General features: G+C 45.3%; 17 protein-coding genes and 2 pseudogenes. 7 read left to right on the top strand and 12 right to left on the bottom strand.

The window, feature by feature from the left end:
• Window positions 1-772 precede the first annotated feature (772 nt).
• The 6 genes from RIB93_RS12495 to RIB93_RS12470 all read right to left on the bottom strand — a co-directional run bounded on the left by RIB93_RS12495 (window position 773) and on the right by RIB93_RS12470 (window position 9,216).
• Window positions 773-3,664 (bottom strand): NACHT domain-containing protein, encoded by a 2,892-nt coding sequence (locus RIB93_RS12495; protein ID WP_446373090.1) that lies wholly within the window; start codon window positions 3,662-3,664, stop codon window positions 773-775.
• Between the two features lie 389 nt (window positions 3,665-4,053).
• Window positions 4,054-4,611, bottom strand: coding sequence for an HMA2 domain-containing protein (locus RIB93_RS12490; protein WP_446373089.1), 558 nt, complete (start codon window positions 4,609-4,611; stop codon window positions 4,054-4,056).
• Window positions 4,612-4,713: 102 nt separating this feature from the next.
• Window positions 4,714-5,001 carry a DUF5132 domain-containing protein gene (locus RIB93_RS12485; RefSeq protein WP_446373088.1) on the bottom strand — a complete coding sequence of 96 codons (288 nt, stop codon included), beginning with the start codon at window positions 4,999-5,001 and terminating at the stop codon, window positions 4,714-4,716.
• 87 nt (window positions 5,002-5,088) lie between these two features.
• Window positions 5,089-5,385, bottom strand: a complete 297-nt coding sequence (locus RIB93_RS12480; RefSeq protein ID WP_446373087.1) for a DUF5132 domain-containing protein — start codon at window positions 5,383-5,385, stop codon at window positions 5,089-5,091.
• Between the two features lie 223 nt (window positions 5,386-5,608).
• Window positions 5,609-7,885, bottom strand: a complete 2,277-nt coding sequence (locus RIB93_RS12475) for a heavy metal translocating P-type ATPase (RefSeq protein WP_446373086.1) — start codon at window positions 7,883-7,885, stop codon at window positions 5,609-5,611.
• A gap of 62 nt (window positions 7,886-7,947) precedes the next feature.
• On the bottom strand, window positions 7,948-9,216 hold the full coding sequence (locus tag RIB93_RS12470) for a hypothetical protein (protein ID WP_446373085.1): 1,269 nt from the start codon (window positions 9,214-9,216) through the stop codon (window positions 7,948-7,950).
• 573 nt (window positions 9,217-9,789) lie between these two features.
• Between RIB93_RS12470 and RIB93_RS12465 the strand changes: the two genes are divergently transcribed.
• Both RIB93_RS12465 and RIB93_RS12460 read left to right on the top strand, forming a co-directional pair.
• A complete protein-coding gene (locus RIB93_RS12465; protein ID WP_446373084.1) occupies window positions 9,790-10,440 on the top strand; it encodes a calcium-binding protein in 651 nt (216 codons plus the stop codon).
• A gap of 543 nt (window positions 10,441-10,983) precedes the next feature.
• Window positions 10,984-11,382 carry a hypothetical protein gene (locus RIB93_RS12460; RefSeq protein ID WP_446373083.1) on the top strand — a complete coding sequence of 133 codons (399 nt, stop codon included), beginning with the start codon at window positions 10,984-10,986 and terminating at the stop codon, window positions 11,380-11,382.
• A gap of 330 nt (window positions 11,383-11,712) precedes the next feature.
• On the opposite strand, the gene RIB93_RS12455 is transcribed toward RIB93_RS12460, so the two are convergent.
• The gene (locus tag RIB93_RS12455; RefSeq protein WP_446373092.1) at window positions 11,713-12,009 is read right to left on the bottom strand and encodes an ISAs1 family transposase; all 297 of its coding nucleotides are present in this window, start codon (window positions 12,007-12,009) and stop codon (window positions 11,713-11,715) included.
• Window positions 12,010-13,000: 991 nt separating this feature from the next.
• A pseudogene (locus RIB93_RS12450) lies at window positions 13,001-13,144 on the bottom strand (element excision factor XisI family protein); the annotation flags it as partial.
• Between RIB93_RS12450 and RIB93_RS12445 the strand changes: the two are divergent.
• Window positions 13,103-13,543, top strand: a complete 441-nt coding sequence (locus RIB93_RS12445; RefSeq protein WP_446373082.1) for an element excision factor XisH family protein — start codon at window positions 13,103-13,105, stop codon at window positions 13,541-13,543. The pseudogene RIB93_RS12450 and the gene RIB93_RS12445 overlap by 42 nt on opposite strands.
• Window positions 13,531-13,962, top strand: a complete 432-nt coding sequence (locus RIB93_RS12440) for an element excision factor XisI family protein (RefSeq protein ID WP_446373081.1) — start codon at window positions 13,531-13,533, stop codon at window positions 13,960-13,962. Before RIB93_RS12445 ends, RIB93_RS12440 begins: the two co-directional genes overlap by 13 nt.
• On the opposite strand, the gene RIB93_RS12435 is transcribed toward RIB93_RS12440, so the two are convergent.
• The gene (locus RIB93_RS12435) at window positions 13,926-14,288 is read right to left on the bottom strand and encodes a protein kinase domain-containing protein (RefSeq protein ID WP_446373080.1); all 363 of its coding nucleotides are present in this window, start codon (window positions 14,286-14,288) and stop codon (window positions 13,926-13,928) included. The genes RIB93_RS12440 and RIB93_RS12435 overlap by 37 nt on opposite strands.
• 628 nt (window positions 14,289-14,916) lie before the next feature.
• Here RIB93_RS12435 and gltD point away from each other — a divergent pair.
• The 3 genes and pseudogenes from gltD to RIB93_RS12420 form a co-directional block, all read left to right on the top strand.
• Window positions 14,917-16,404, top strand: a complete 1,488-nt coding sequence (gene gltD, locus RIB93_RS12430) for a glutamate synthase small subunit (protein ID WP_446373079.1) — start codon at window positions 14,917-14,919, stop codon at window positions 16,402-16,404.
• 263 nt (window positions 16,405-16,667) lie between these two features.
• The gene (locus RIB93_RS12425; RefSeq protein WP_446373078.1) at window positions 16,668-18,494 is read left to right on the top strand and encodes an AAA-like domain-containing protein; all 1,827 of its coding nucleotides are present in this window, start codon (window positions 16,668-16,670) and stop codon (window positions 18,492-18,494) included.
• A 185-nt stretch (window positions 18,495-18,679) separates the two neighbouring features.
• A pseudogene (locus tag RIB93_RS12420) lies at window positions 18,680-19,075 on the top strand (Uma2 family endonuclease); the annotation flags it as partial.
• 176 nt (window positions 19,076-19,251) lie between these two features.
• On the opposite strand, the gene RIB93_RS12415 reads toward RIB93_RS12420, so the two are convergent.
• From RIB93_RS12415 to RIB93_RS12405, 3 genes are all read right to left on the bottom strand, one after another.
• Window positions 19,252-20,550, bottom strand: a complete 1,299-nt coding sequence (locus RIB93_RS12415; protein WP_446373077.1) for an ABC transporter ATP-binding protein — start codon at window positions 20,548-20,550, stop codon at window positions 19,252-19,254.
• Between the two features lie 219 nt (window positions 20,551-20,769).
• Window positions 20,770-21,177 (bottom strand): hypothetical protein, encoded by a 408-nt coding sequence (locus tag RIB93_RS12410; RefSeq protein WP_446373076.1) that lies wholly within the window; start codon window positions 21,175-21,177, stop codon window positions 20,770-20,772.
• A 297-nt stretch (window positions 21,178-21,474) separates the two neighbouring features.
• Window positions 21,475-21,921: a tetratricopeptide repeat protein gene (locus tag RIB93_RS12405; RefSeq protein ID WP_446373075.1), complete on the bottom strand. Its 447-nt coding sequence runs from the start codon at window positions 21,919-21,921 to the stop codon at window positions 21,475-21,477.
• Between the last annotated feature and the right edge of the window lie 24 nt (window positions 21,922-21,945).

Here is a 21,945-nt window from a genome sequence, read left to right as displayed (position 1 = left end):
GATTGGAAATCGCAGCTACACAAACAAAGTCCGCCTGCGCCGACTAAATTAATTGCGTTATCGTAAACCCAATCTGTAGGGGCGGGTTTAGGGACTAACCTATCAAAACATAACCGATAACTTTCGTACAAAACCCGCCCTCCCCCAGCCTTGGCGATTAGACAGCCCTGGCGATTGGAAATCGCAGCTACACAAACAAAGTCCGCCTGCGCGGACTAAATTAATTGCGTTATCGTCAACCCAATCTGTAGGGGCGGGTTTAGGAACTAACCTATCAAAACATAACCAATAACTTTCGTACAAAACCCGCCCTCCCCCAGCCCTGGCGATTAGACAGCCCTGGCGATTAGACAGCCCTGGCGATTAGAAATCGCAGCTACACAAACAAAGTCCGCCTGCGCGGACTAAATTAATTGCGTTATCGTCAACCCAATCTGTAGGGGCGGGTTTAGGAACTAACCTATCAAAACATAACCGATAACTTTCCTACAAAACCCGCCCTCCCCCAGCCTTGGCGATTAGACAGCCCTGGCGATTAGACAGCCCTACACAAACAAAGTCCGCCTGCGCGGACTAAATTAATCGGGTTATCGTCAACCCAATCTGTAGGGGCGGGTTTAGGGACTAACCTATCAAAACATAACCGATAACTTTCGTACAAAACCCGCCCTCCCCAGCCGATGGTGGGAATTGAGGTGTAACGATGAAGAAATGCGATCGCGTCTTTCCAGTCTGTTGTCTGAATAGTAGAATGGGTCAGTATTTAAACGGCTCATGAATTTGGCGCGTCTGGTGACGGATCGGGTGGGGAAAGCAATAGCAGTTGCTTTAATGCTTCTGGAATGTTAATTGCTGTTTCTAATCCTTGCACGTTTTGCCATTGAGTATATTCATCCCAGGTAATACCGTCTAGATTAGCCTTGCTGAAGTTAGCGTCGCTGAGGTTAGTGTCGTTGAGGTTGGCTTCCTTAAGATTAGCGTCGCTGAGGTTGGCGTCGCTGAGGTTAGCGTTGTTAAAGTCGGCACCCCAGAGGTCTGCTTTACTAAGGTTGGCATCGCTAAAGTTGGCAAGGCTAAGGTTAGCGTTGCTGAGGTTGACGCCAATGAGGTTGGCGTCGCTAAAGTTGGCACGGCTGAGGTCGGTACGGCTGAGGTCTGCACCTGTGAAGTCTGCATTTTTGATGTCGGCGCGGCTGAAATCTGCACCTGTGAAGTCTGCGTTTTTGAGGTTGGCACTGCTGAGAAATTGGCTAACTGTATTTGCAAAGGTGTTAAGGTCAAAGCTATTGCTATAACTAATAATGCGAAGTAATTGAGTTGGCTCAAAACTGTCACTATCTGGCTGACCACAGGGATTAAAGCTAATCTTACCCTTCAGTTCATCCCTGTTCTGAGCGTAACGATTCAATACTAAAAGCAGAATCATCACATTTATCCCAGCATAGATATCCACCTCTCGCAGTCCCATCAAACTACCATACTTTCGCAAGTGCAGCATCTTTTTCTGAGGCAGATTACTCGTAGGTTCTGCATTAATAAACTCCCCATTACACCAATCCAGGTAGAACTCTTCCAAACGCTGGAATAATTGCAAAAATTCTTCGTGACTGACATCAAGCAACGCCATCACATACTCGACAATTTCCCAAGTCAGTCCCCCATAACCCAGTAAGTCGTACACTTCCTCAGCTAACTTTTCCCTGCTAACCAGAAAACCTCCACGTCTGCGGCGCGGTTCAACCCACTCTTTCAAACTTTCAACTAACCGCTGAGCGCATAAAAACTCAGCAAAACTTTTATGGACAAACTCCACCGCACCTTCGGTGGCGTCAGCAGCAGAAGCGGGTCGTAAATAAAACGCTGCTAGCGCATTTCTCAACGGATTATCGCCAATGCGTTCTCGTGCTTTTTCTAACAATTTACTGGCTTGATCATCTCCCTTGAGACGTTCCTCAATCATACGAATTGAAGTCCACTCTCCACCCGATTGGGTAACACATAACCCCGCTTCAGTGAGAATGCGCCGCAAGTCATCTGTCTCCTGTTCAGTAAGTTCCAAATTCAGGTCTTCAGAACGCTGCTGAGTCAGTACCCAATCTAAAGCCTTTTGATAAATCAAGACTTTAGCATCAGCGCGGCTGGTTCCCTCAAACATTTCTAAGGATAGTTCCCCATCCCGATGCATCGCAGCTAAAAGGTAAAGCAATAGCGGTTCTCGCGCCAATTCCTTCACCCGTTCTGGGCAGTTTTCAGCCTGTAAAAATTCCCAAAATACGTTAGCTTTATCCTCACCCACTAAATTTGACCATTTCTCCAACCATTGCTGCTGGATTTGGTCATTCATGAGGGCAATTTCTACCCGTTCTAAATTTCGAGGTAGAAATTGTTCAATCCCATGTAAAGCTAATTCTCGACCCGTGACTAAAAACCGATGTCCCAGTTGGGGATTTTGCTGACAACTGGTTTGAAAATTTCCCACCTGTTTGAGAAACTTTTCAATCCCGCCTGTGGTTCTTCCCTCCATTCGCAATTCATCAAATCCATCCAGGACGAATAAAAATCGGGTATTGCGGTCAGTTAACCAGCCATCATCACTCTTAACAAAATCTGCCTTAACCGCAGCGCGGAGGGTATTTTCGATATTGTTTTCAAAGGCGTCAATATCCCGGAGTCGAATCAGAATCGGTGTCCAGATGGGATGAAGATGTTCTCGCACCCAATTGGCAAACATCCGACAAAAGACACTTTTTCCCCGTCCGGGTCCCGCTTGAATGAATAGGACTTGACCGTTTTTATCCGGATTCGTAAGCTGATTTTTTGCCCACTGTTCTAAAGTAACCGGGTCTGCTTTTTTATCAACTTTGCCATTTTTATCGACTAACTGGGCTTCCAGAGGCACATAGATATCGGGAAGCGTGAAATTCTCACCCAATACCTTCCACTGGGTTTGTAATAGAGAATTACTGGTATGAGGAGATATCTGTTCCGTTAAATAGGATTCAATGCTGCTATATTTTTTAGTGGCTTGGGTTTCCCGTGCGGCGGTGCGGGTTAATTGTAGAGGTTGGGTAATCGTCTCTGACTCGTAGAAAAGTAGCTGATCAATTATCGGATAGATTCCCCAGGCTACCCATCCGGTTACAATAGAAATACTGTACTGATCTAATCCTGCTTGTTTTAAGTATTCTGATAATTGTTGATTTAACGCCTGTCCTAACCGGGATTTGGGAAAATAGGTTAAAGCGTCTTCAATTAATTTCTGGTCAAGTTGAAATTCTCCAAGTTGTTCCAATTGTGATTTAGCCGCTTGATTTGATATCCCAGAACCGATTTTTTGCTGTAGCCAATCATTCTCACGCACCAATGTATCGAAACGTTCCAGATACGCTAAAGGAAACGCGATCGCAGCCCACTCTTCTAAGCTTGTCTTGCCCTTAACCTTATCACGATACAGGTTCACCCCTTTGCGAGTAAGCCCCACAAACGACAACCCAGCCGGGATCACCGCCACAGGTGCGGCTGGCGTTCCCAATAAACCTAACGCGATCGCTAATTCTAACCCCGCTTTGGAAACCTCTGCGCCAGCCTCGGTAATTTCTCCCGGTTTCCCTAAATCCCGGATATCCGTATTGAGAAGCTGCCAAACCTGCTTAAATTTGTTCACCGTCACTCAGGCATTAGACTCTCCCTTACACAATAACCTGAAAGTTCGTAATTGCGCTTGTAGTTGCGCTTGTAGTTGCGCTTTAGCGCCATAAACGCCTGTCACCCACCACAAACCTTTATAGCACTACGCATTGAGGTTAGAAAAATACAATTAGGTAACAAGGCAACAGGCAACAGGGAAATATGCTAACGTATCCCCGTAGTGCTATAAATCTAATTACGCTGACTTAAGCCGCACATTGCAAACTAGGACGCCAGGAAATAAATTTCTTATCTTTAAGCTTAAGTAAGAATCGAGCTTACTGAGTAAATCTTGCTAACCCGTTTTAACGGGTTTAAGCTTTTAGCCGGAACTTTAGTTCCAGGCTTAATGGGCTTTAGCCCTTACTATTCCTGAATTTCGCTAGTATAATGCAGCTTAATAAAACTATCAAAGGAATACCAAGCTAAAACATACCAAGGAATCACTTCTATCATCAATCCCTTAACGATTAATTGCCTTATCGCTAAAACACTAAATCCCAGCGGAATCAAAAATCTTATATCAACCTTACCATCTGTTGCCCGTCTCACACGGCGATTGAAATCAGTGACAGCATAAGTTACACTCGCCGCCGCATCAGATTGACCATTTACCGAATGTCTCGGTTCTTGTTCAGGAATTGGGCTGAATGTAACTCCTAAATCCTGCAAAATCGCCCAAACTCCCTCGAAGTTAATGTAATCTTGGGCGTAAAAAATAGTAATACTGCCACTGTGGATATTACCTCGTACCCGATAAATCTCTAGACGTTCATTTAACAGCTTGATCAGCGGTTCAATGTCCTCAGATTGGCGATACTCTGGAGCTACCCGCAATCGCACTCGCCCTGGTGTTTGACTGATCAGTTCAGCATAAATGGATGAAGCACCGCTTTCTGGCGTAGTTTCCTTCAGTTTTGGCATTTTGGAATTATTGGTGATAATCATAATGAATTATCAATTATGAATTGTGCATCATGAATTGTAGAGACGTTGCATGCAACGTCTCTACAGGGTTAATGGAAATTAACCTTCACGATTCGGCGCGGGTTCCAATTCGGCTTGGCTTTTTTGTTCAGCCAATTCTGCCTTTGCTTCTGCCACGATGTCTTCAAAAACTTCACCAGATTCTGAGATCATCCCTTTACCTTTTTCGTAAAAGACAATTCCACCTTTGACCATCGCTTTGGCAACAGGTTTCCCCACCTTGACAGCAGCCGGAATCAGCAACGGCGCAGCAACAACGGCACCAATACCCGCCACAACACCGGGAACCCCCAGATCTTCAAACAGATCAGTTATTTTAAACGCCATAATGTACCTCCTTCATTCAAAAAACTTTTCCGGAACTGTTATTCTAACAACCTACCTAGGAAAATGCATGATCCTAGGGATACAGTGTTAATTCGTTTCCGGATGATTAGACACTTTGACAATGCTATTCTCGTCTTGTTCCGTCGCTAGTTCTGCCTTACTTTGCGCCACTAAATCACCAAAGGTTTCGCCAGCTTCCGCCATGACAATTTTGCTCTTTTCATAGAAGACAATGCCACCTTTAATCGCAGCTTTGGCAACAGGTTTGCCTGCTTTCGCCAACGCCGGACCAAAAATTGGTGCAAGAACAACAGCACCAACACCGATAAGAACACCGGGAATACCAATGTCTTCGACTAAATCTTCGAGATTGAATAAACTCATAAAACACCTCCAAACGTAGATTGAAAATTTTTAGGTTGAGATAACAGGGAAAGAGGGAAACCTGGTTGTAGGGGCGGGTTTTACCGATAACGTTCTGTCGTGTCTCTAACTTAACTAAACCCGCCCTTCTACGGAATCAGGGGAGATGGGGCGGGTTTAGTCACATCCGGGTGACAACATCAGATAATAATGAAACCCGCCCCTACAGTCGGAAAAACTCCAATTAATCGCTAGCAACTTCAACCTCAATCGCCGCTTTATCCCCCTTGAGTGCAGGGCGTAATCCGTTGACGCCAGCGATGACACTAGAGCCATTATTAATTAAAGTTGCCGTCATCGGATTTAATCCCACCGTTGCCGCGATCGCTAAACCCGATAAATTAGGTACAGCGACAATATTGGTATTCTGGCGGATAATCTCTTTAGCATTCCGGGCGATGGCAATGGCTTCGACTAAACCCTGCAAGTTATTCTGCATCAACACCACATCAGCGGTTTCGCGGGCAATATCTGATCCATCTCGGAAGGATACCGATACATCAGCATAAGCTAATGCGGCTGAATCATTCAGTCCATCGCCAACAAACGCCACCGTTTTCCCCGCTTCATGTAACTGCTGCACCACTTCGGCTTTGCGTTGGGGGAAGGCTTCGGCGTGGGTATGACTGGGAGGAATATTTAATTGAGCCGCCACAGTCGCCGCCCGTTGACAATTATCCCCAGTTAGGATATGAATTTCCGCCCCAATTTCGTCCCGCAACATGGCAATCACTTCGGCACTTTCTGGGCGCAAGGGATCGGTATATTGCAATACCCCCAGCAGTCTGCCATTACTTGCCACATAAATTGTTGGATATCCGGTTGTCTTTACTTCAGGATGGGCGGTATAGAATGACTCTAGGTCAATTCCCTCTTTCACCAAGAAGCGTTCGCTCCCCACTAACACCGTCTGTCCTTCAATTTGCGCCTGAATCCCTAAACCGACTTGGTAATCCCACTCACCGCGCTGGGGTATAATCACCTCCTGATAATTGGCGTAACGGATCACGGCTTCCGCAACCGGGTGGGTAATCCGTTGTTCTGCTGCTGCTGCAAGTCGCAGCACATCTAATTCAGAAATGGCGGGATCAGCGGTTTTAATCCCAATCATTGCCACATCGCCCTGTGTCAATGTCCCCGTCTTATCAAAAACGATCGCATCCACTCGCGCTAACTGTTCTAACGCCCGCCCACTCCGCAATAGAATCCCTTGACGTGCTGCACTTAACATCGCCGCCATTACAGTAGTGGGTACCGATACCCGAATCCCGGTGGCAAAGTCAATGGTTAAAATCGACGCCGCCCTCGCCGCATTCCGAGTTAGAGCAAAGATGACCCCACCTAATAATAAAGTCGGCAGTACCATGCGATCGGCAATTTTCGCGGCATAGTTTTCTACACGAGTATCATGAACTGGGGCATCTTGCAGTAATTTCAGGGTTCGTCCTGCCAGGGTATCTGCACCAATGCGTTCGGCTAAAATATACAGTTGTCCTTCCCGTACCAATGTGGAGGCATAAACGCTATCCCCCTCACTTCGCACCACGGGCATGGCTTCACCCGTGAGTTTTTGCTCATCAATCAGGGCTTTACCTTGGAGAATCTGCCCATCAACGGGAATCTGATTCCCCGGATAAACAATCACCGTATCTTCTGGCTGTACCTGCTCAATCGGAATTTGTTGTTTTTCGCCATTCCGTTCCACCCAAACAACCTGCGCCAAGGAACGGAGTAAGTCTAAGGTTTGACTGTGAGAGGAACGCGCCGTGCGTTCTCGAATTGACTCACCCAGTTCAATTAGCCCCAACATACTACAGGAGGTGAGGAAGTGGCGTTGAGCAGTAATAATTGTAATCGCCGTTAGATCCAGAAAATCCACATTGAGACGACGTTCATTTATAATACTTTCGATCGCCCGTCGAGCCACAGGTATTGTTGCTAGTGCGATTGTCCCGCCGACAATTAAAGGATGGAACGATAACCCCAATGGACCACTAATCAGAGAAATCAGTGTGGCTAACGTCGGTAATTTTAATCTAGACCAATTTCCGGGTTCCGGTGACTTCTCTGGCTGCGTCGGATTCTCTGGAATCGTTAGCGCCGCATTAGTAGCAAGCTGTATCAGTTTCCCTAACCGGGAACGCATCTGGCTATCGGGTTCACTGGGCAGATAGCGAATCACCACCGATGCGGCGGCTGGTTTTAACCGCACAGACGTAACTTGGGGTTCTGCTGCCAAAAGCCTTTGCAGCCGTTGAGCATAGTTAGAATCATGAGCAATGCGCGGAATCCGAAACCGCACTCGTCCAGGTGTTGAGTGAACCACTCGATAGGTTACCTGAAACTGTCGTGTTTTTGGCTTTGTCTGCTTAACAACAGTTGGCGATTTGCGTTCCATGGCTGCTGTCTGTTTCTGGGAAACATTGCCAGATGTCAAAAGCACTTGCTTCATTTTCACCACCCTCTCTTTCTGTCAATACAATTTATTTTGGTGAGCAATATAGGGAGCGATCGCAACTGGGATTAAACGCCTACGATTGGCATTTTTGCCATCAATCTGAGCAGGGTGGAAAGCGCTGCTGACTTAAATTCCAACCAAGGATTCACTGAAGTTGCGATCGCGGATTGAGCGTCTTCCGTTGGTTCTGATGTATTAGCTACAGAATCATCAGTGTTGGCGGGTTGTACATCCTGATCAACAGAACTCTCCCCAGCCTCCTCACTGCTGTGATCCTCTTCTTCTACCTGCACCGGAGGAGTCAACGAATTCGCCTCGGCTGAACTTGTCTCCGGTGGCGGCAAATCCGGCTCGGCTATCTCCTCAGTTTTTTGGCTCTCAGACGTGCCATGGCACGTCTCTACATCTTCTGCTCCCCGGCTCCCCGTCTCTCTGGAGTCAGGATTAGCAGCGATTTGAATCAGACTAATGAAATGTAACCCAGCTTCCGCTTCGGAAACCTGCATTGGGTTGTAGGTGATCACCACCGATGCGACGGTGCTGTTGCAGCGCATCTGGGTAATCCAATCATCCTTTTTAACTAAAGATTGCAATCGGCGCAGATAGGCTGAATCTTCGGTAACTTTAGGAACACAAAAACGCATCCGTCCAGGAACCGCATGAACTAAGCGATAGACAACCGTTGAATTGGCATCAAATGCAACGGTTGACTGCTTGCCATTCTGCTGATCAGGTGTAGCATTTGGAATATAATGTCCGTTTAAATCAGCATTGTTTCTTTCTGCTTTGCCACCTTGCTTCTGACCTTCTGCCCTCTGCTCCTTGACGTTGTTCGAGGGTATGCTTTTACCCTCTGCCTTCCCTTCTGCCTCACCTTTTGCCAAATCCAAGTTCTGCATAATCTGACGGACGACATTGGCTATCAGTAGATAAACTGCAATTGACCGCCATCCTTGAAGTCCCAGTTGCCTTGTCATCAATAGTCCAATCAATAAGGGAATGAAGGATTGAAGCTGAGTTCCCGCTTTTTTCCAAGCCTCTGCGTCTAAAGGTTCCGTACTCTGGGGCTGTTTAATTTCGGCAATTTCTAAATCCCCCAGAATCTTAAATAGTTGAGCTAGAGATAACTGATTCGTATCAAAGGTAACGAGTAAACTTCCGATTTGTTCATTGGTTCGTATCTCTCGCACGCCGACCTGCTTTCGCAGCTGGGGCGTCACCGCTTTTAATACGGTTCCGGGTTCCTCTCCTAAGACTCGGAGTCTTAGACGACCAGGAACAACATGTAAAATTTCGACCTCCCGCTCTGGGCGAGGTGAAACCACACCAACCATTGGCATTGACCCTCGTAACAGTAGTGTGGAGTTTCTCTGGTTAAGAACAGGTTAACCTCCACATTTAAGCATACACCCTATTTGGAAATTTTATCTGAAAAAAAGATTATGAATGTTAGAAAATTTCTTAACCTAACCTTATAGTCTATGTATACAGGAATACATTCATTGAATTGTCGCTTCAAATTTTGGATGATATAAGCTTGGCTGATTCATTGGTTGAGCCTTAACCCGCCTTGGGTTAAAGCTCGTTCCTCGCTATAGCGAAGGCTTCACGCTGTAGGGGGGAACAAAAGTTACGTTGGCTCTTGACCAAAACTTCATCAAGTTATCATGATTTCTTTATCCAATCTTCATAAAAAATAAGGCAAAAGTTTATAAAATTAAGTTAAATTAAAAAATACACTGGCTAAAAAATAAATTGTTCAAGAATGAAGATTAATGCGGTTTAATCCCTGCCAGATTTAATTGGATTTTTGGAACTCGGCTTCTTGGCAGACATATCCAAGATTGTTGTCGAGTCAAGACAATTCTAGATAATCCACTATCAAAAGACACACTTGGAGAAAGTCGATGAATTACATTTTTGGAACCTATGGTGATGATTTGCTTGAAGGCACATTCAATGATGATGTCATTTTTGGTGGTGAGGGAGCAAATAGGATTAAAGCTAAAGGTGGTGATAATCTAATTTATGGCGGTTCCGATCAGGACACAATTACCACAGGTTCTGGCAATGACACCATTTATGCCAATGAAGGGGTCAATATAATTGATGCTGGAGATGGTGACAATTTGATTTATAGTGGCTCTGGAAATGATACGATTACCACGGGTTCTGGTGATGATACCATTTACGCGGGTGAAGGGGTAAACACGATTAATACCGGAGATGGAAATGACATTATTTACAGTGGTTCAGGTGATGATTTAATTAATGCAGGTAGAGGTCAAAATCAAATCTGGCTGGGCGGTGGACAGAATACCATTAGCTTAGAAATGTGGGGATCTAGTGAGATTAATAACTTTAACCCCTATCAAGACCAAATTGACTTGGGACTCTCCGAGCTACGCGGCGTAGTTTTGATCGGACAAGGCAATGATACAATGATCGGTTTAGGTAATTATGCGATTATGGCAACGCTGCAGAATGTTGATGTTCAGACTGTAGCGGCTCATTCCACTGATATTTTTGGCGCGGAACTTACTATGTTTTCCAGTTAATCCTGTCCAGCGATCATCAGTCATCATACCCAATCCGGGTTCCGGGTTGACGATCCCCTTTTATGCCAACCTTGTAGAGACGTTGCATGCAACGTCTCTACAGGTATATTTTGATACCTACAAAAATTAGAATATGAATCGGACATCTCGCGATCGCGCCCAATGACGCCCCAATGACGCCCCAATGACGCTGAGTGGCACTCAAGAAACCCAAGCGTGAGAGATCGCTGGGTGGAAGTAGGTTGCATGTACACTCTTCATTCAGATTAGCGCATTATGCTTCTAAATAAACCTTTGCCGCTTAAATTTACGTTTTTTAATATACTGACAGCAATAAATTTACCAAAGCTTAATTCTACAATTAAAGATTAATTAATTGACTGATAAGTGAAGGTTATCAGCAATTTTCATGAGAAGACTAGACAGATTGTAAACAAAATGTTATAAATATTAATTAAGCGCAATACATACGATAGTAAATACTCAAATATTGACAGGGTGTTATCTGAAACACGAGGATTGTCCTTTACCTATAGACTTCCAATGAATCACAATTACTCAACCGTTTCCGTTGCCGCCCCTGCTGCTTCCCAGCCTTTAGCCAAAGTTATTGCTAAGTCCGGTTCAGATAACTCCCTCTGTTATGAGTTTCAGGTGCATGGAGTTGGCAAAGGTAAATTTAGCTGCTCTGGTCATTTCCTGAATGGGAATGATACGGAGTCCGTACTTTTAGAGTCTTTAGTCTGGAATGGGAAAGTCATCAAATTAAATAACTTCCAAGAACATAGCCTATGCTTTGAGCAAGGAAAATTATTGGGACTGAATCTTTTAGGTGAAGGGTGGGAAATTCTGTTGAATCTAGGCATTCAGATCAATAGTGTTCACCGGATTAAAGAAGTCACCTATAAACTGATAAACCCATCTGCATCGGTTCATAGATAACACCAATCGAGGTAGGGGTACATGGCGTGCCATTGGTCAAAAATCCACCATACCTTGATTGAACCCCTCCCTAACCCTCCCCTTGTCAAGCAGGGGATTTTCATTTTCAAAAAATATACCAAAATAAAAGCAAAATCTTTGCTGATCAAAACCGTTCTTTTGCGAGTTTTAATTCTCTCTATTCAAAAATATTTTTAAGCCCAACTCTTTGCTTATTTTATGGCTGCAAAAAAGCTGAATCTCTTGCCGATTCGTGATTTCCAGGTTTGGCTTGTCTTTTTTTTGAGTTTTCTTTTTTATTGAAATTAGTTGCCTTGAATCTATTAATCGTTAAATTAGCAACATTTTTTGCCAATGTTTTCCTAACCACGCCTGCCCTTGACTAATTGACAAAAAACCACAAGTTCGATAAAGATTCATAATTAAAGTTGTCAATAAAGAAAATTTTTCGGCTACCGCACAATCTTTGATTCTTGAATTATCTTCTTGGAAAACTACATCTTTTACCCAATGTACTTGATTTTCAATTCCCCAATGTTGTTGAATTCTTTCGGCGAATAGTTGAGCGGGTAATTTTTTGCTGCTTATATAATATAAGGTCTCATTCCATTCTTTTTTGGTAAGGATTCAGGTCTGTGTTTAGCTCATCAATCAGCCTGGGTGTACGAGCCGTGCAAAAGTAAGTGGGGAAAGGGAATTAAGTCATATCGGCGAGTGCGCCCAGGCTCAAAACCCCAGCATCAGGCTGATACCACCCATCTCTCAGGATGATGGGTAGGAATGGAGCCTCAGTTTGCCAGTGTGTAACCTGGTCGAGTTCAATCACTCGAACACAGACAACTAGGTTTCAAGGGACAGGTTCAGGCAACAGTGACACAGATTGCCCCGACTCGGTTTGAGCTACCAAGGCGGCTTGAAAAAACTCAATCACCGACCGTCCTTGCCGCCGACAAGTCTGTTTTTTGGCACGGGAGAGGGGAGCAAGATAAGATATAACCGACTACATTTTCTATTATTAATACTTCCGGTTCCCCTTCTCCCTTGATGGGAGAAGGGGTTAGGGGAAGAGGGTGAAAATTATCACCATTGAGATACAGTTTGCTAATGTTTATCTGTCTTGATTGTGCCACAATTGCTGGATGGAATCAGGATGTTTGTTGATTAGGGGTGTCGTAGTTTAGCTATAAACCTCTCACCCCCAGCCCCTCTCCCACGCCGGCGAGAGGGGAGTAAGATAAGATATAGCCGACGACATTTTTTATCATTAATACTTCCGGTTCCCCTTCTCCCTTGATGGGAGAAGGGGTTAGGGGAAGAGGGTGAAAATTATCACCATTGAGATACAGTTTGCTAATGTTTATCTGTCTTGATTGTGCCACAATTGCTGGATGGAATCAGGGTGAAACGACATTAAAGATAGTAGAGGGCGGGTTTAGTCCAGTTATCGGTTGATGCTGAAACGTTATCGGTAAAACCCGCCCCTACAACCGAAATTGTAGACGTGTTATGGCACGTCGGGAACATTGTCAGGTGTGGTATGTGTTGCTGGGTGAACCTGTTGTGATTTTGGCGTAGTCGCAGGTGTGGGTTTTGGCTGTCGTGCAGTTTAATTGCACAATTAACTAACGGCAAAATCAGTAAACTGCCGCATATAAGGACTATGAAATCCTAATACGATATCCTCCCGATTTACGCCCAATTTCATTAACTCATCGGCTAAATGAGCCTCAGTATTATTAAGCTGTATCCATACCTTGCCATTTATCATAATGAAGTTAAAAATGCTTTGAGTAAAGATGGCTGGAGAATTACCAATGATCCTTACACATTAGACTATAAAGGGCTGCGCTTATATGCAGACTTGGGAGCAGAAAAATTATTAGCAGCAGAGAAAGAAGAACAAAAAATCGCTGTTGAGATTAAAGTCTTTAACAGTCCTTCACAAGTTACGGAACTGCAAAAAGCAATTGGTCAGTATAATATGTATCACAGTATATTAAAGCGTGTTAGCCCCGATCGAAAACTCTTTTTAGCTATTTCAGAGGAAGTGTACAACGATTTTTTCCAAAAACCAGCGATTCAAGATATTATCAGCGATCAAAAGATTCACTTAATTGTTTTTAATCCAGATCAGGAGGTGATTCGCCAATGGCTCAACTAGAACATAAATTAGACCATTACCGAAAAATAATTGCCCAAATTATTCAAAAACATGGTCACTATAAACCCAGCCATGGAGAAATAGAAACCTTAATTGTAAATGATGCGATCGCGGATAATTATTTATTACTGGATACGGGATGGGATCGAACGGGACGAGTTCATGCTGTGGTGTTTCATCTCAGGATTATTGACGAAAAAATTTGGATTGAAGTCGATGGCACAGAGAAAGGAATTGCCCTGGAACTGATAGACTTAGGCATCCCAAAAGAAGATATCGTTTTAGGATTTATTCGCCCTAAACACCGACATCTCACCGATTTTTCAATCGCTTTAAATTTAATAAATAGTTTTCCCTGGGGGTTGGTGCGTTTCCGCTCTTTTTATTCACTCAATGGCAAATATTCAATTCGGTCTTGATATTCCCCAACAAAGGAAGCTTCAGCAATGAAATACTCCATGACAAGACAAACCTGCTGACCTTCTTTAAACGAATCTTTAACCCGGACAATATGGGGGTGTTTGCACTGCGCCAACTTCACCGCCTCTTGCCACAACTTATCCTGAAGTCGATTAAGTTCCGGTGGAGTTAGCTGATGGAGTAACGTATCACTCAAGGTTTTCACCACACAGCGTTGGGATGTGCGATCGCGTGCTAAATAGGTTATCCCAAACCGTCCTGATCCTAACTCCTTCTCAATCGTATATTTGCCATGTTGCAACTGCTGTCCCGCCGACCAAGCCATTGCCGATTATCTCAAATACTGCCTTGATTGTGGCATAAGTTGGTTGTCATTTGTCATTTGTCATTTGTCATTTGTCATTCGTCATTTGTCATAAGTAGGTGGACACAATTAAAGTTATTAACCCGTTTTAACGGGACGCGATCTCTTAGCCCGTAGACGCGGAGCGGCTTCTCTTCGAGTATTTTAATTCAGGGCTGACTTCCGACACCAACGCAACGGGAGTTGCTTTATAAAAAAATGTGAAAATATGAAACCCTAGAAGCAATTATTTTGTATCCTATCTCTAGCCGTCTTCAAAGAGAACCCAAACCTTAATGAATCCTAGCCACTGAACCACAGCAAATCTAACCTTTTATTAAACTAAACCTCGGATTTAAACGCCAAAATGATTGACAAACTGTAACAAATACTACAAAATATCTCTGATTTTGACTTTTGACTTGATACAGATGTTGCATTTAAGGTCTCTAGACAGTCTTCCATCCGCTTAGTTGGTCACCGAGTACCGTCAACGACCAATTGGTGAGGATTTGCCGCCAAAATAGTCTAGGGACTTGATCACCATCGCCAATTTACCGAATGATACCTTAGCAACAACTATACCCTACTCTCAACTTGAGGCATCACTATGGGAAAACCAACTGGCTTTATCGAATATCTCCGCGAATTACCCTCTGAACTACAACCCGACAGTCGCATTGGCAACTGGGATGAGTTCCATCTACCCATGCCAGAGGAAAAACTCCAAACTCAGGCGGCGCGGTGTATGGACTGCGGCACGCCATTTTGCCATACCGGAACCATGCTCAAGGGTATGGCAAGCGGTTGCCCAATCAACAACCTGATTCCAGAGTGGAACGACCTGATTTATCGGGGTCGATGGCGTGAGGCGCTCGATCGCTTGCACAAAACCAACAACTTCCCCGAATTCACCGGTCGTGTTTGTCCTGCGCCCTGTGAGGGTTCCTGTGTCCTGGGTATCCATAACCCCCCCGTGACCATCAAAAATATCGAATGTTCGATTATTGACAAAGGCTGGGAGGAAGGCTGGGTCGAACCTGAACCCCCAACCAAGCGCACCGGGAAAAAAGTCGCAATTATTGGGTCTGGACCGGCTGGACTCTGTGCGGCTGCCCAACTCAATAAAGCCGGTCATTGGATCACCGTATTTGAACGAGCCGATCGTCCCGGCGGCTTACTCATGTATGGCATCCCTAACATGAAACTGGACAAAAAGCAAGTCGTCCAGCGTCGCCTTGACCAGCTCGAACAAGAAGGGGTCAAGTTTATCTGCAACACTGAGGTGGGCAAAGACTTCCCCACCGAGAATCTACTCAAAGAATTTGACGCTGTAGTCCTTTGTACAGGCGCGACCAAACCACGGGATTTACCCATCGAAGGACGGGAGTTAAAGGGTATCCACTTCGCCATGGATTTCCTGACGGCTAATACCAAAGCCCTTTTAGATAACAGCAAAAACGGCAACTTTATCTCCGCTGAAGGCAAAGATGTGGTGATTATCGGCGGCGGTGACACCGGAACCGACTGCGTTGGTACTTCCCTGCGTCATGGGTGTAAGAGTCTGGCGCAACTGGAAATCATGCCCCAGCCGCCCCTAGAACGCGCCCCCGACAATCCCTGGCCCGAATGGCCTAAGATTTATCGTATGGATTACGGGCAGGAAGAAGCGGCGGCGAAGTTTGGCGCTGATCCCCGTTCCTATCTCACCACTGCGACTAAGTTTGAGGGGGATGAGGAAGGACAGGTAAAAGCGGTGCATACGGTAACAATCGAGTGGCAGAAAAATGAGCAAGGTCGATTTATTCCCAGTCCGGTTGCGGGTACAGAAAAAGTGATTCCTGCCCAGCTTGTTCTGTTAGCCATGGGTTTCTTGGGACCCGAACAACCCCTGCTGGATGCCCTCGGTTTAGAACGCAATGCCCGGAGTAATATAAAAGCCGATTATGGGAACTATGCCACCAGCATTCCCGGTGTCTTTGCCGCCGGTGACTGTCGCCGGGGTCAGAGTTTGGTGGTTTGGGCATTCAACGAAGGACGAGGTGCTGCCCGTGAGTGCGATCGCTTTTTGATGGGGAGTACCGATTTGCCAGGTTAATGCTAGAAGGTTTCAGACGAGTCATGGCGCGTCTTTTATGATGGTTCAGGTTCCCCTTCTCCCAATATTTCCCCCCTTTCAAAGGGGGGCTAGGGGGGATGGAGAAGGGGTTAGGGGATGAGGGTGAAGCGGTTCCCAGAGTTATCGGTGGGGAGGGCGGGTTTTGTTGTTCATTTAGTAGTAACAAGTCGTTTTAGTGGCTAAACCCGCCCCTACAATTGTGGCTAAACCTGTCCCGACAATTAACCTATTCTTTCAGGGGAATGGAACAGCAAGAGTTCACCAACGCATTTACCAAACTTACACCGCGACAAAAGGAAGTTTTACAGCAATTTGTCGCTGGGAAAAGTGATGGTGAAATTGCGGCGGAACTCTGTATTTCTCAAGGAACGGTGCGAAAACATATCCAGAATATCTGTCAGATATTTGCCCTAAACCATGACGAAGATAAAGGATCATCTCACCGTTCTAAGTTAATTACTGCCATTGCCCACAATTTACCCAATTTAATCCCTGGAGATACGCTGGCGGCGACCAATCAGCCTCAGGTTATCCTGAGTTATCATTGTGGCACTGATCCGGATAAAAGCCTTGCGACGCAATTAGACACGGCGTTAACTGCCCAAGGATGTCAGGTGTTCATTGCCAATAGTAGTCTCCGCATGGCAACCCAGGGATTGCAGCAAATCTACGCCGAATTAAACCGTTGCGATCGCGTGGTGTTATTATTATCCCCTCTAGCGGCGTCCAGTGAGATGGTAACCGAAGAGGTACAATGGGCAAAACGGCGACGAGATCAACATCCGCAGGGGAAACCGGATATGTTGGCGATTCGGATTAATTGCCCCTGGACATTACTCAACCATGATTTACGCGGTTATCTCCAAGACGTGTCCCAGCAGGAGTGGCGATCGCCTGAAGATACGCCGATTGTGTTAAACTCAGTCCGGGATTGGCTCTCTACTGATCAACCCACTACGACAACAAAGGCTGATCCAAAATCCGCGACGTTTCCCAGTGCCTATTCCCTCACCCCCAATCATCCGCCGCAACCTGTCGCCGAACCGGAATTACCACGAGGACAAGTCGAATTAGCCTCAGCGTTTTATGTGGAACGCCCTGGTGTTGAACAGCGTTGCTATGAAGCGGTGGCTAAACCGGGTTCCTTAATCCGAATTAAAGCGCCGCGACAAATGGGAAAAACCTCGTTAATGGCACGGATTTTACATCGGGGAACTCAGCTTAATTATGCCACAGTTCCGTTAAGTTTTCAATTAGCGGATAGTAATGTTTTTAGTAATTTATATCGCTTCTTACAGTGGTTTTGTGCAGTGATTACCCTCGAACTGGAATTACCCGATCGCTTGGACAAGTATTGGAGTCAGACGTTTGGCAGTAAGGTGAGTTGTAAGTCCTATTTTGAGCGGTATTTATTGGCAACGATTGCCACACCCTTGGTATTAGGGTTAGATGAAGTGGATCGGGTGTTTCATTATCCTGAACTCACCGCTGATTTTTTTGGCTTGTTGCGATCGTGGCATGAAGAGGCGAAAAATCGGGAAATATGGCGTAAACTGCGATTAGTTGTGGTGCATTCAACGGAAGCCTATATTCCCATGGATATTAATCAGTCTCCATTTAATGTGGGATTACCGATTGATTTACCGGAATTTGCAGCCGAACAAGTTCAAGATTTAGCCCAGCGTCACGGATTAGTCTGGGAATCGAATCAGGTGGAACAACTAATGGCAATGGTTGGGGGTCATCCTTATTTAATCAGACTAGCGCTGTACGCGATCGCACGTCAAGAGATTACGTTAACTCAACTGTTAGCGACAGCGCCAACGGATGCGGGATTGTATGGTGATCATTTGCGGCGACACTTGTGGAATTTATCTCAACATTCTGAGTTGGCTACGGCGTTGAAGAAGGTAGTTACGGCGGATTCTCCGATACAATTAGAACCGATGCAAGGATTTAAGTTACACAGCATGGGATTGGTGAATCTGCAAGGGAATGAGGTGACGCCTCGGTGCGATTTGTATTGTCAATATTTTCGGCTGCGTTTGAATCGTGTTCATGATTCTTGAGGAAGTTGATGGGAAAATTTGGTAGTTGATTTAACGCAGAGGGAAGCGCAGAGTAACGCAGAGGGGCTGAAAAAATAGAATTCGGTTCCCCTTCTCCCCACGGAGGGAGAAGGGGTTAGGGGATGAGGGGGAAAATTATTAATTTATAGCCATTTTGGTAGAACACCAAACACCTGATATCAACGATGACTCAAGCCAAAACTCAACCCCAACTCTACAGCTTTGATGAATTTATCAACTGATATCCCGAAAATTCAGACGTTCGGTACGAACTGCATGACGGAGTAATTATCGAAATGCCCAAACCCAAGGGACAACATTCAACTCTAACAGGTGCCCTGATCGAACAACTCTTCATAATTATCCGGCAAATGGGGCAAGGCGGCATTTGGACGATTCCTAGAGAATCAATTGTGAAACCCAAACGGGAAAAATCAGGGTATGAACCCGATATCATTGTTTTGAACCAAGAGGTTATTGGTGCAGAACCCCGGTGGGAAAGTGAATCGATTATTCAAAATCCAGATTCAGTTAAATTAATCGTCGAGGTTGTTTCAACGAACTGGCGTGACGATTACTATAGCAATAGACACATCGATTAGGACGTTCGGCACCATTGTAGAGACGTTTCGGCGGAACGTCTCTACAACAGATAAACAAACCTGAGTCGGGGCGGGTTTAGTCACATCTGGGTGCAACCGAAAAGATAGTTGTGAAACCCGCCCCTACAGAGACGCCACATACCGTGAAGATCCAGCTAATTAGACCGAATCGCTTGACCTGTTCTTTCATCAAAGAAATGAACTTTATCTGCATTAATCGATAACCAAATTTGATCGCCGACTTTGACAACATGATCAGCAGGGATTCGGGCTTGTAATCGAATCTTCCGATCCAGCTTAACTAATAAATAGGTATCATTTCCCAAGGCTTCGACTTGTTCAACATTAACCGATAAGTTTTTCGGGGCGGGAACACTGACACTCAAATGTTCGGGACGAATTCCTAAAATTAAAGAACGTCCATCATATTCTTCCAAAAAAGGTTGCCAAATCTCTGGAAGCGTGAGTCGAAATTGACGATGCTGAATCAGGAGGGGCGCTTTAAATTGAACCGGAATAAAGTTCATCGGCGGTGAACCGATAAATTCGGCGACAAAGCGATTAGCGGGGTGGTTATAAAGTTCTAGGGGAGGGGCGATTTGCTGGATTTCCCCCTGATTCATCACCGCGATGCGATCGCCCATCGTCATGGCTTCGGTTTGATCGTGGGTGACATAGAGGGTTGTAGTACCTAATTGTCGTTGTAAGCGCACGATTTGACTGCGGGTTTGAGCCCGGAGTTTAGCGTCTAGATTGGAGAGGGGTTCATCCATGAGAAAGACTTGGGGGTTCCGGGCGATCGCACGCCCTAGGGCGACTCGTTGCTTTTGTCCCCCGGATAACTGTTTGGGGCGTCGATTCAGCAGGGGTTCAATTTGTAGGAGTTTGGCGACATAGCGCACCTGATCATCAATCGCCCGTTCGCGATCGGAGAAATAGCGCCATCGTTTGGGAAGCGATCGCGTCATCCTAATTAAAGCATTCTCCACCCAAAGCGGCTTCTCAGTGGTCGGCTTTGCGTAGTCTAATCCCACCCTTGTTCGCCGCAAGCCAAAGGCAATATTATCGTAGACCGTCAGATGCGGATAGAGGGCATAATTCTGAAACACCATAGCGATATTACGGGCTTTTGGCGGTAAATCATTCACCATGCGATCGCCTACCCAAATTTTACCCCCGGTTAATTCCTCTAATCCCGCAATCACCCGCAACAGGGTACTTTTGCCACAACCCGAAGGACCCACCAGTACCATAAACTCGCCATCGTAGACTCTCAGATTAATCCGCCGCAAAACATTCACACTTCCCGATGACGCAGAGGATTGATCAACGGCTACCAGTGGCGCTTCATCCGTAGGTGTGAGCAAGGGTTCTGTTGTCACAGGCGCAACAGTTGACCTGTCTTGGCGACTAGGAAAGCTTTTGTAGACGTTTTCGAGAACAACCTGGGACACGATGGTGACGGGGGATGAGCGACAGTGATAGAGGTAACTATACTATTATGTTCTTTTGTGTCATCAACTGAGGTCTCGAACCCAAGTCCTCGGTGAGAAGCAGGTTATCAAACTGGGTTCGTAGTTGGTACTTTAGTACCATCAGCGCTTTAGCGCTGACTACAAACTCTAAACTTGGAGTTAATTTTTTAATCTGCGATCGCCTGGGCTTTTCTCAGTTTACTTGTTCAGGAGTTCCCTTGATTGAGAATAACCAATTGACTCATATAAAACTCCTTTTTCTTCTAAACGGTAGTGTTCCTCGTCTGCTTCTAGCTTGATCAGATCCCGATGACTTTCGCAGTAATGGATCACTTCATAGATTGCGGGTAGAGGCAAATCCCAATTTTCTGCGGCTTGTTCTGGTGTCATTTCATTGACAATCTTATCTTGCCAAACTGTTGAAGTCAGGAGTTTGCGTCCTTTTATATAAAGTTGGCGTCGCCATGGATGGGGATGTGCCACCAGATAGTGCCAGTTTTCCTGTAGGTTGGTATCTTCTAGGGATTGAATGATCGCACTGATCAGGGCGAGGCGATCGCTTACCGATAATTGGTTAACCTGTTCTTTGATCTCTTGCAAAGACATAGAGATACTCCGACCCATGCTGGTGTCTATATACAACTGGATCTAGTTTATCCAAATACGCGATCGCTCTGTTCATTCTCGCTGGTTATTGCTGAAGTTGGTAGCTTTTATCCTGTAGGGTGGGCAAACGTTATCAACTTGAAAATGCTGATGTTATCGTTTGTTACATTTGCCCACCTCACGGTAACGTGGGATTTATTATTTGTGTGGCAAGATTTCAGGAGAGGGACAGTATCAGATAGATGAGGAAGGGCGGGTTTTGTTGAGAGGTTATCAGTAAATACTCGAATTAAACGGCTAAACTCGCCCTTGCTGCTGAAGTACTTCCTTCAAGCAATTAGATCCAATTGCGATTTGGCGTTGGTCATTGAGAGTTTGGCTGATTTCAACTACCTGTTGGAAAGCTTCGATAGCTTCATCGAGCCGTCCTTGTTTTTGGAATACCAAGCCTAGACTATTGAGTGTTATTCTGAGACTATGTTGATCACCCAATGCCTCTTCAAGAACATAGCAACGCTGAAGGATAGCTTCAGCTTGGTCAAAAGATCCTTGCTGTCGTAAAACCCGACCTAAACTATCTAGCACATTTCGTAAGCTCTCTGAAAAAAATAAGTTAAGGAAATCGGCAAATGAATAATCGGCTGTTTCCTGTCGCTGTAACCACTGGGCTGCCAGAATAATATCGTCTAAGTCCTCTGCTATTTCAGCCGCGATCGCTCGATTAGTAACCTCACTGGATTTCACCAATTCGATAAAAAACTGCTCGCG

The sequence above is a fragment of the Coleofasciculus sp. D1-CHI-01 genome, from assembly GCF_040218875.1.
Taxonomy (GTDB): domain Bacteria; phylum Cyanobacteriota; class Cyanobacteriia; order Cyanobacteriales; family Coleofasciculaceae; genus Coleofasciculus.
This window is presented reverse-complemented; position numbering and strand designations above follow the sequence as displayed.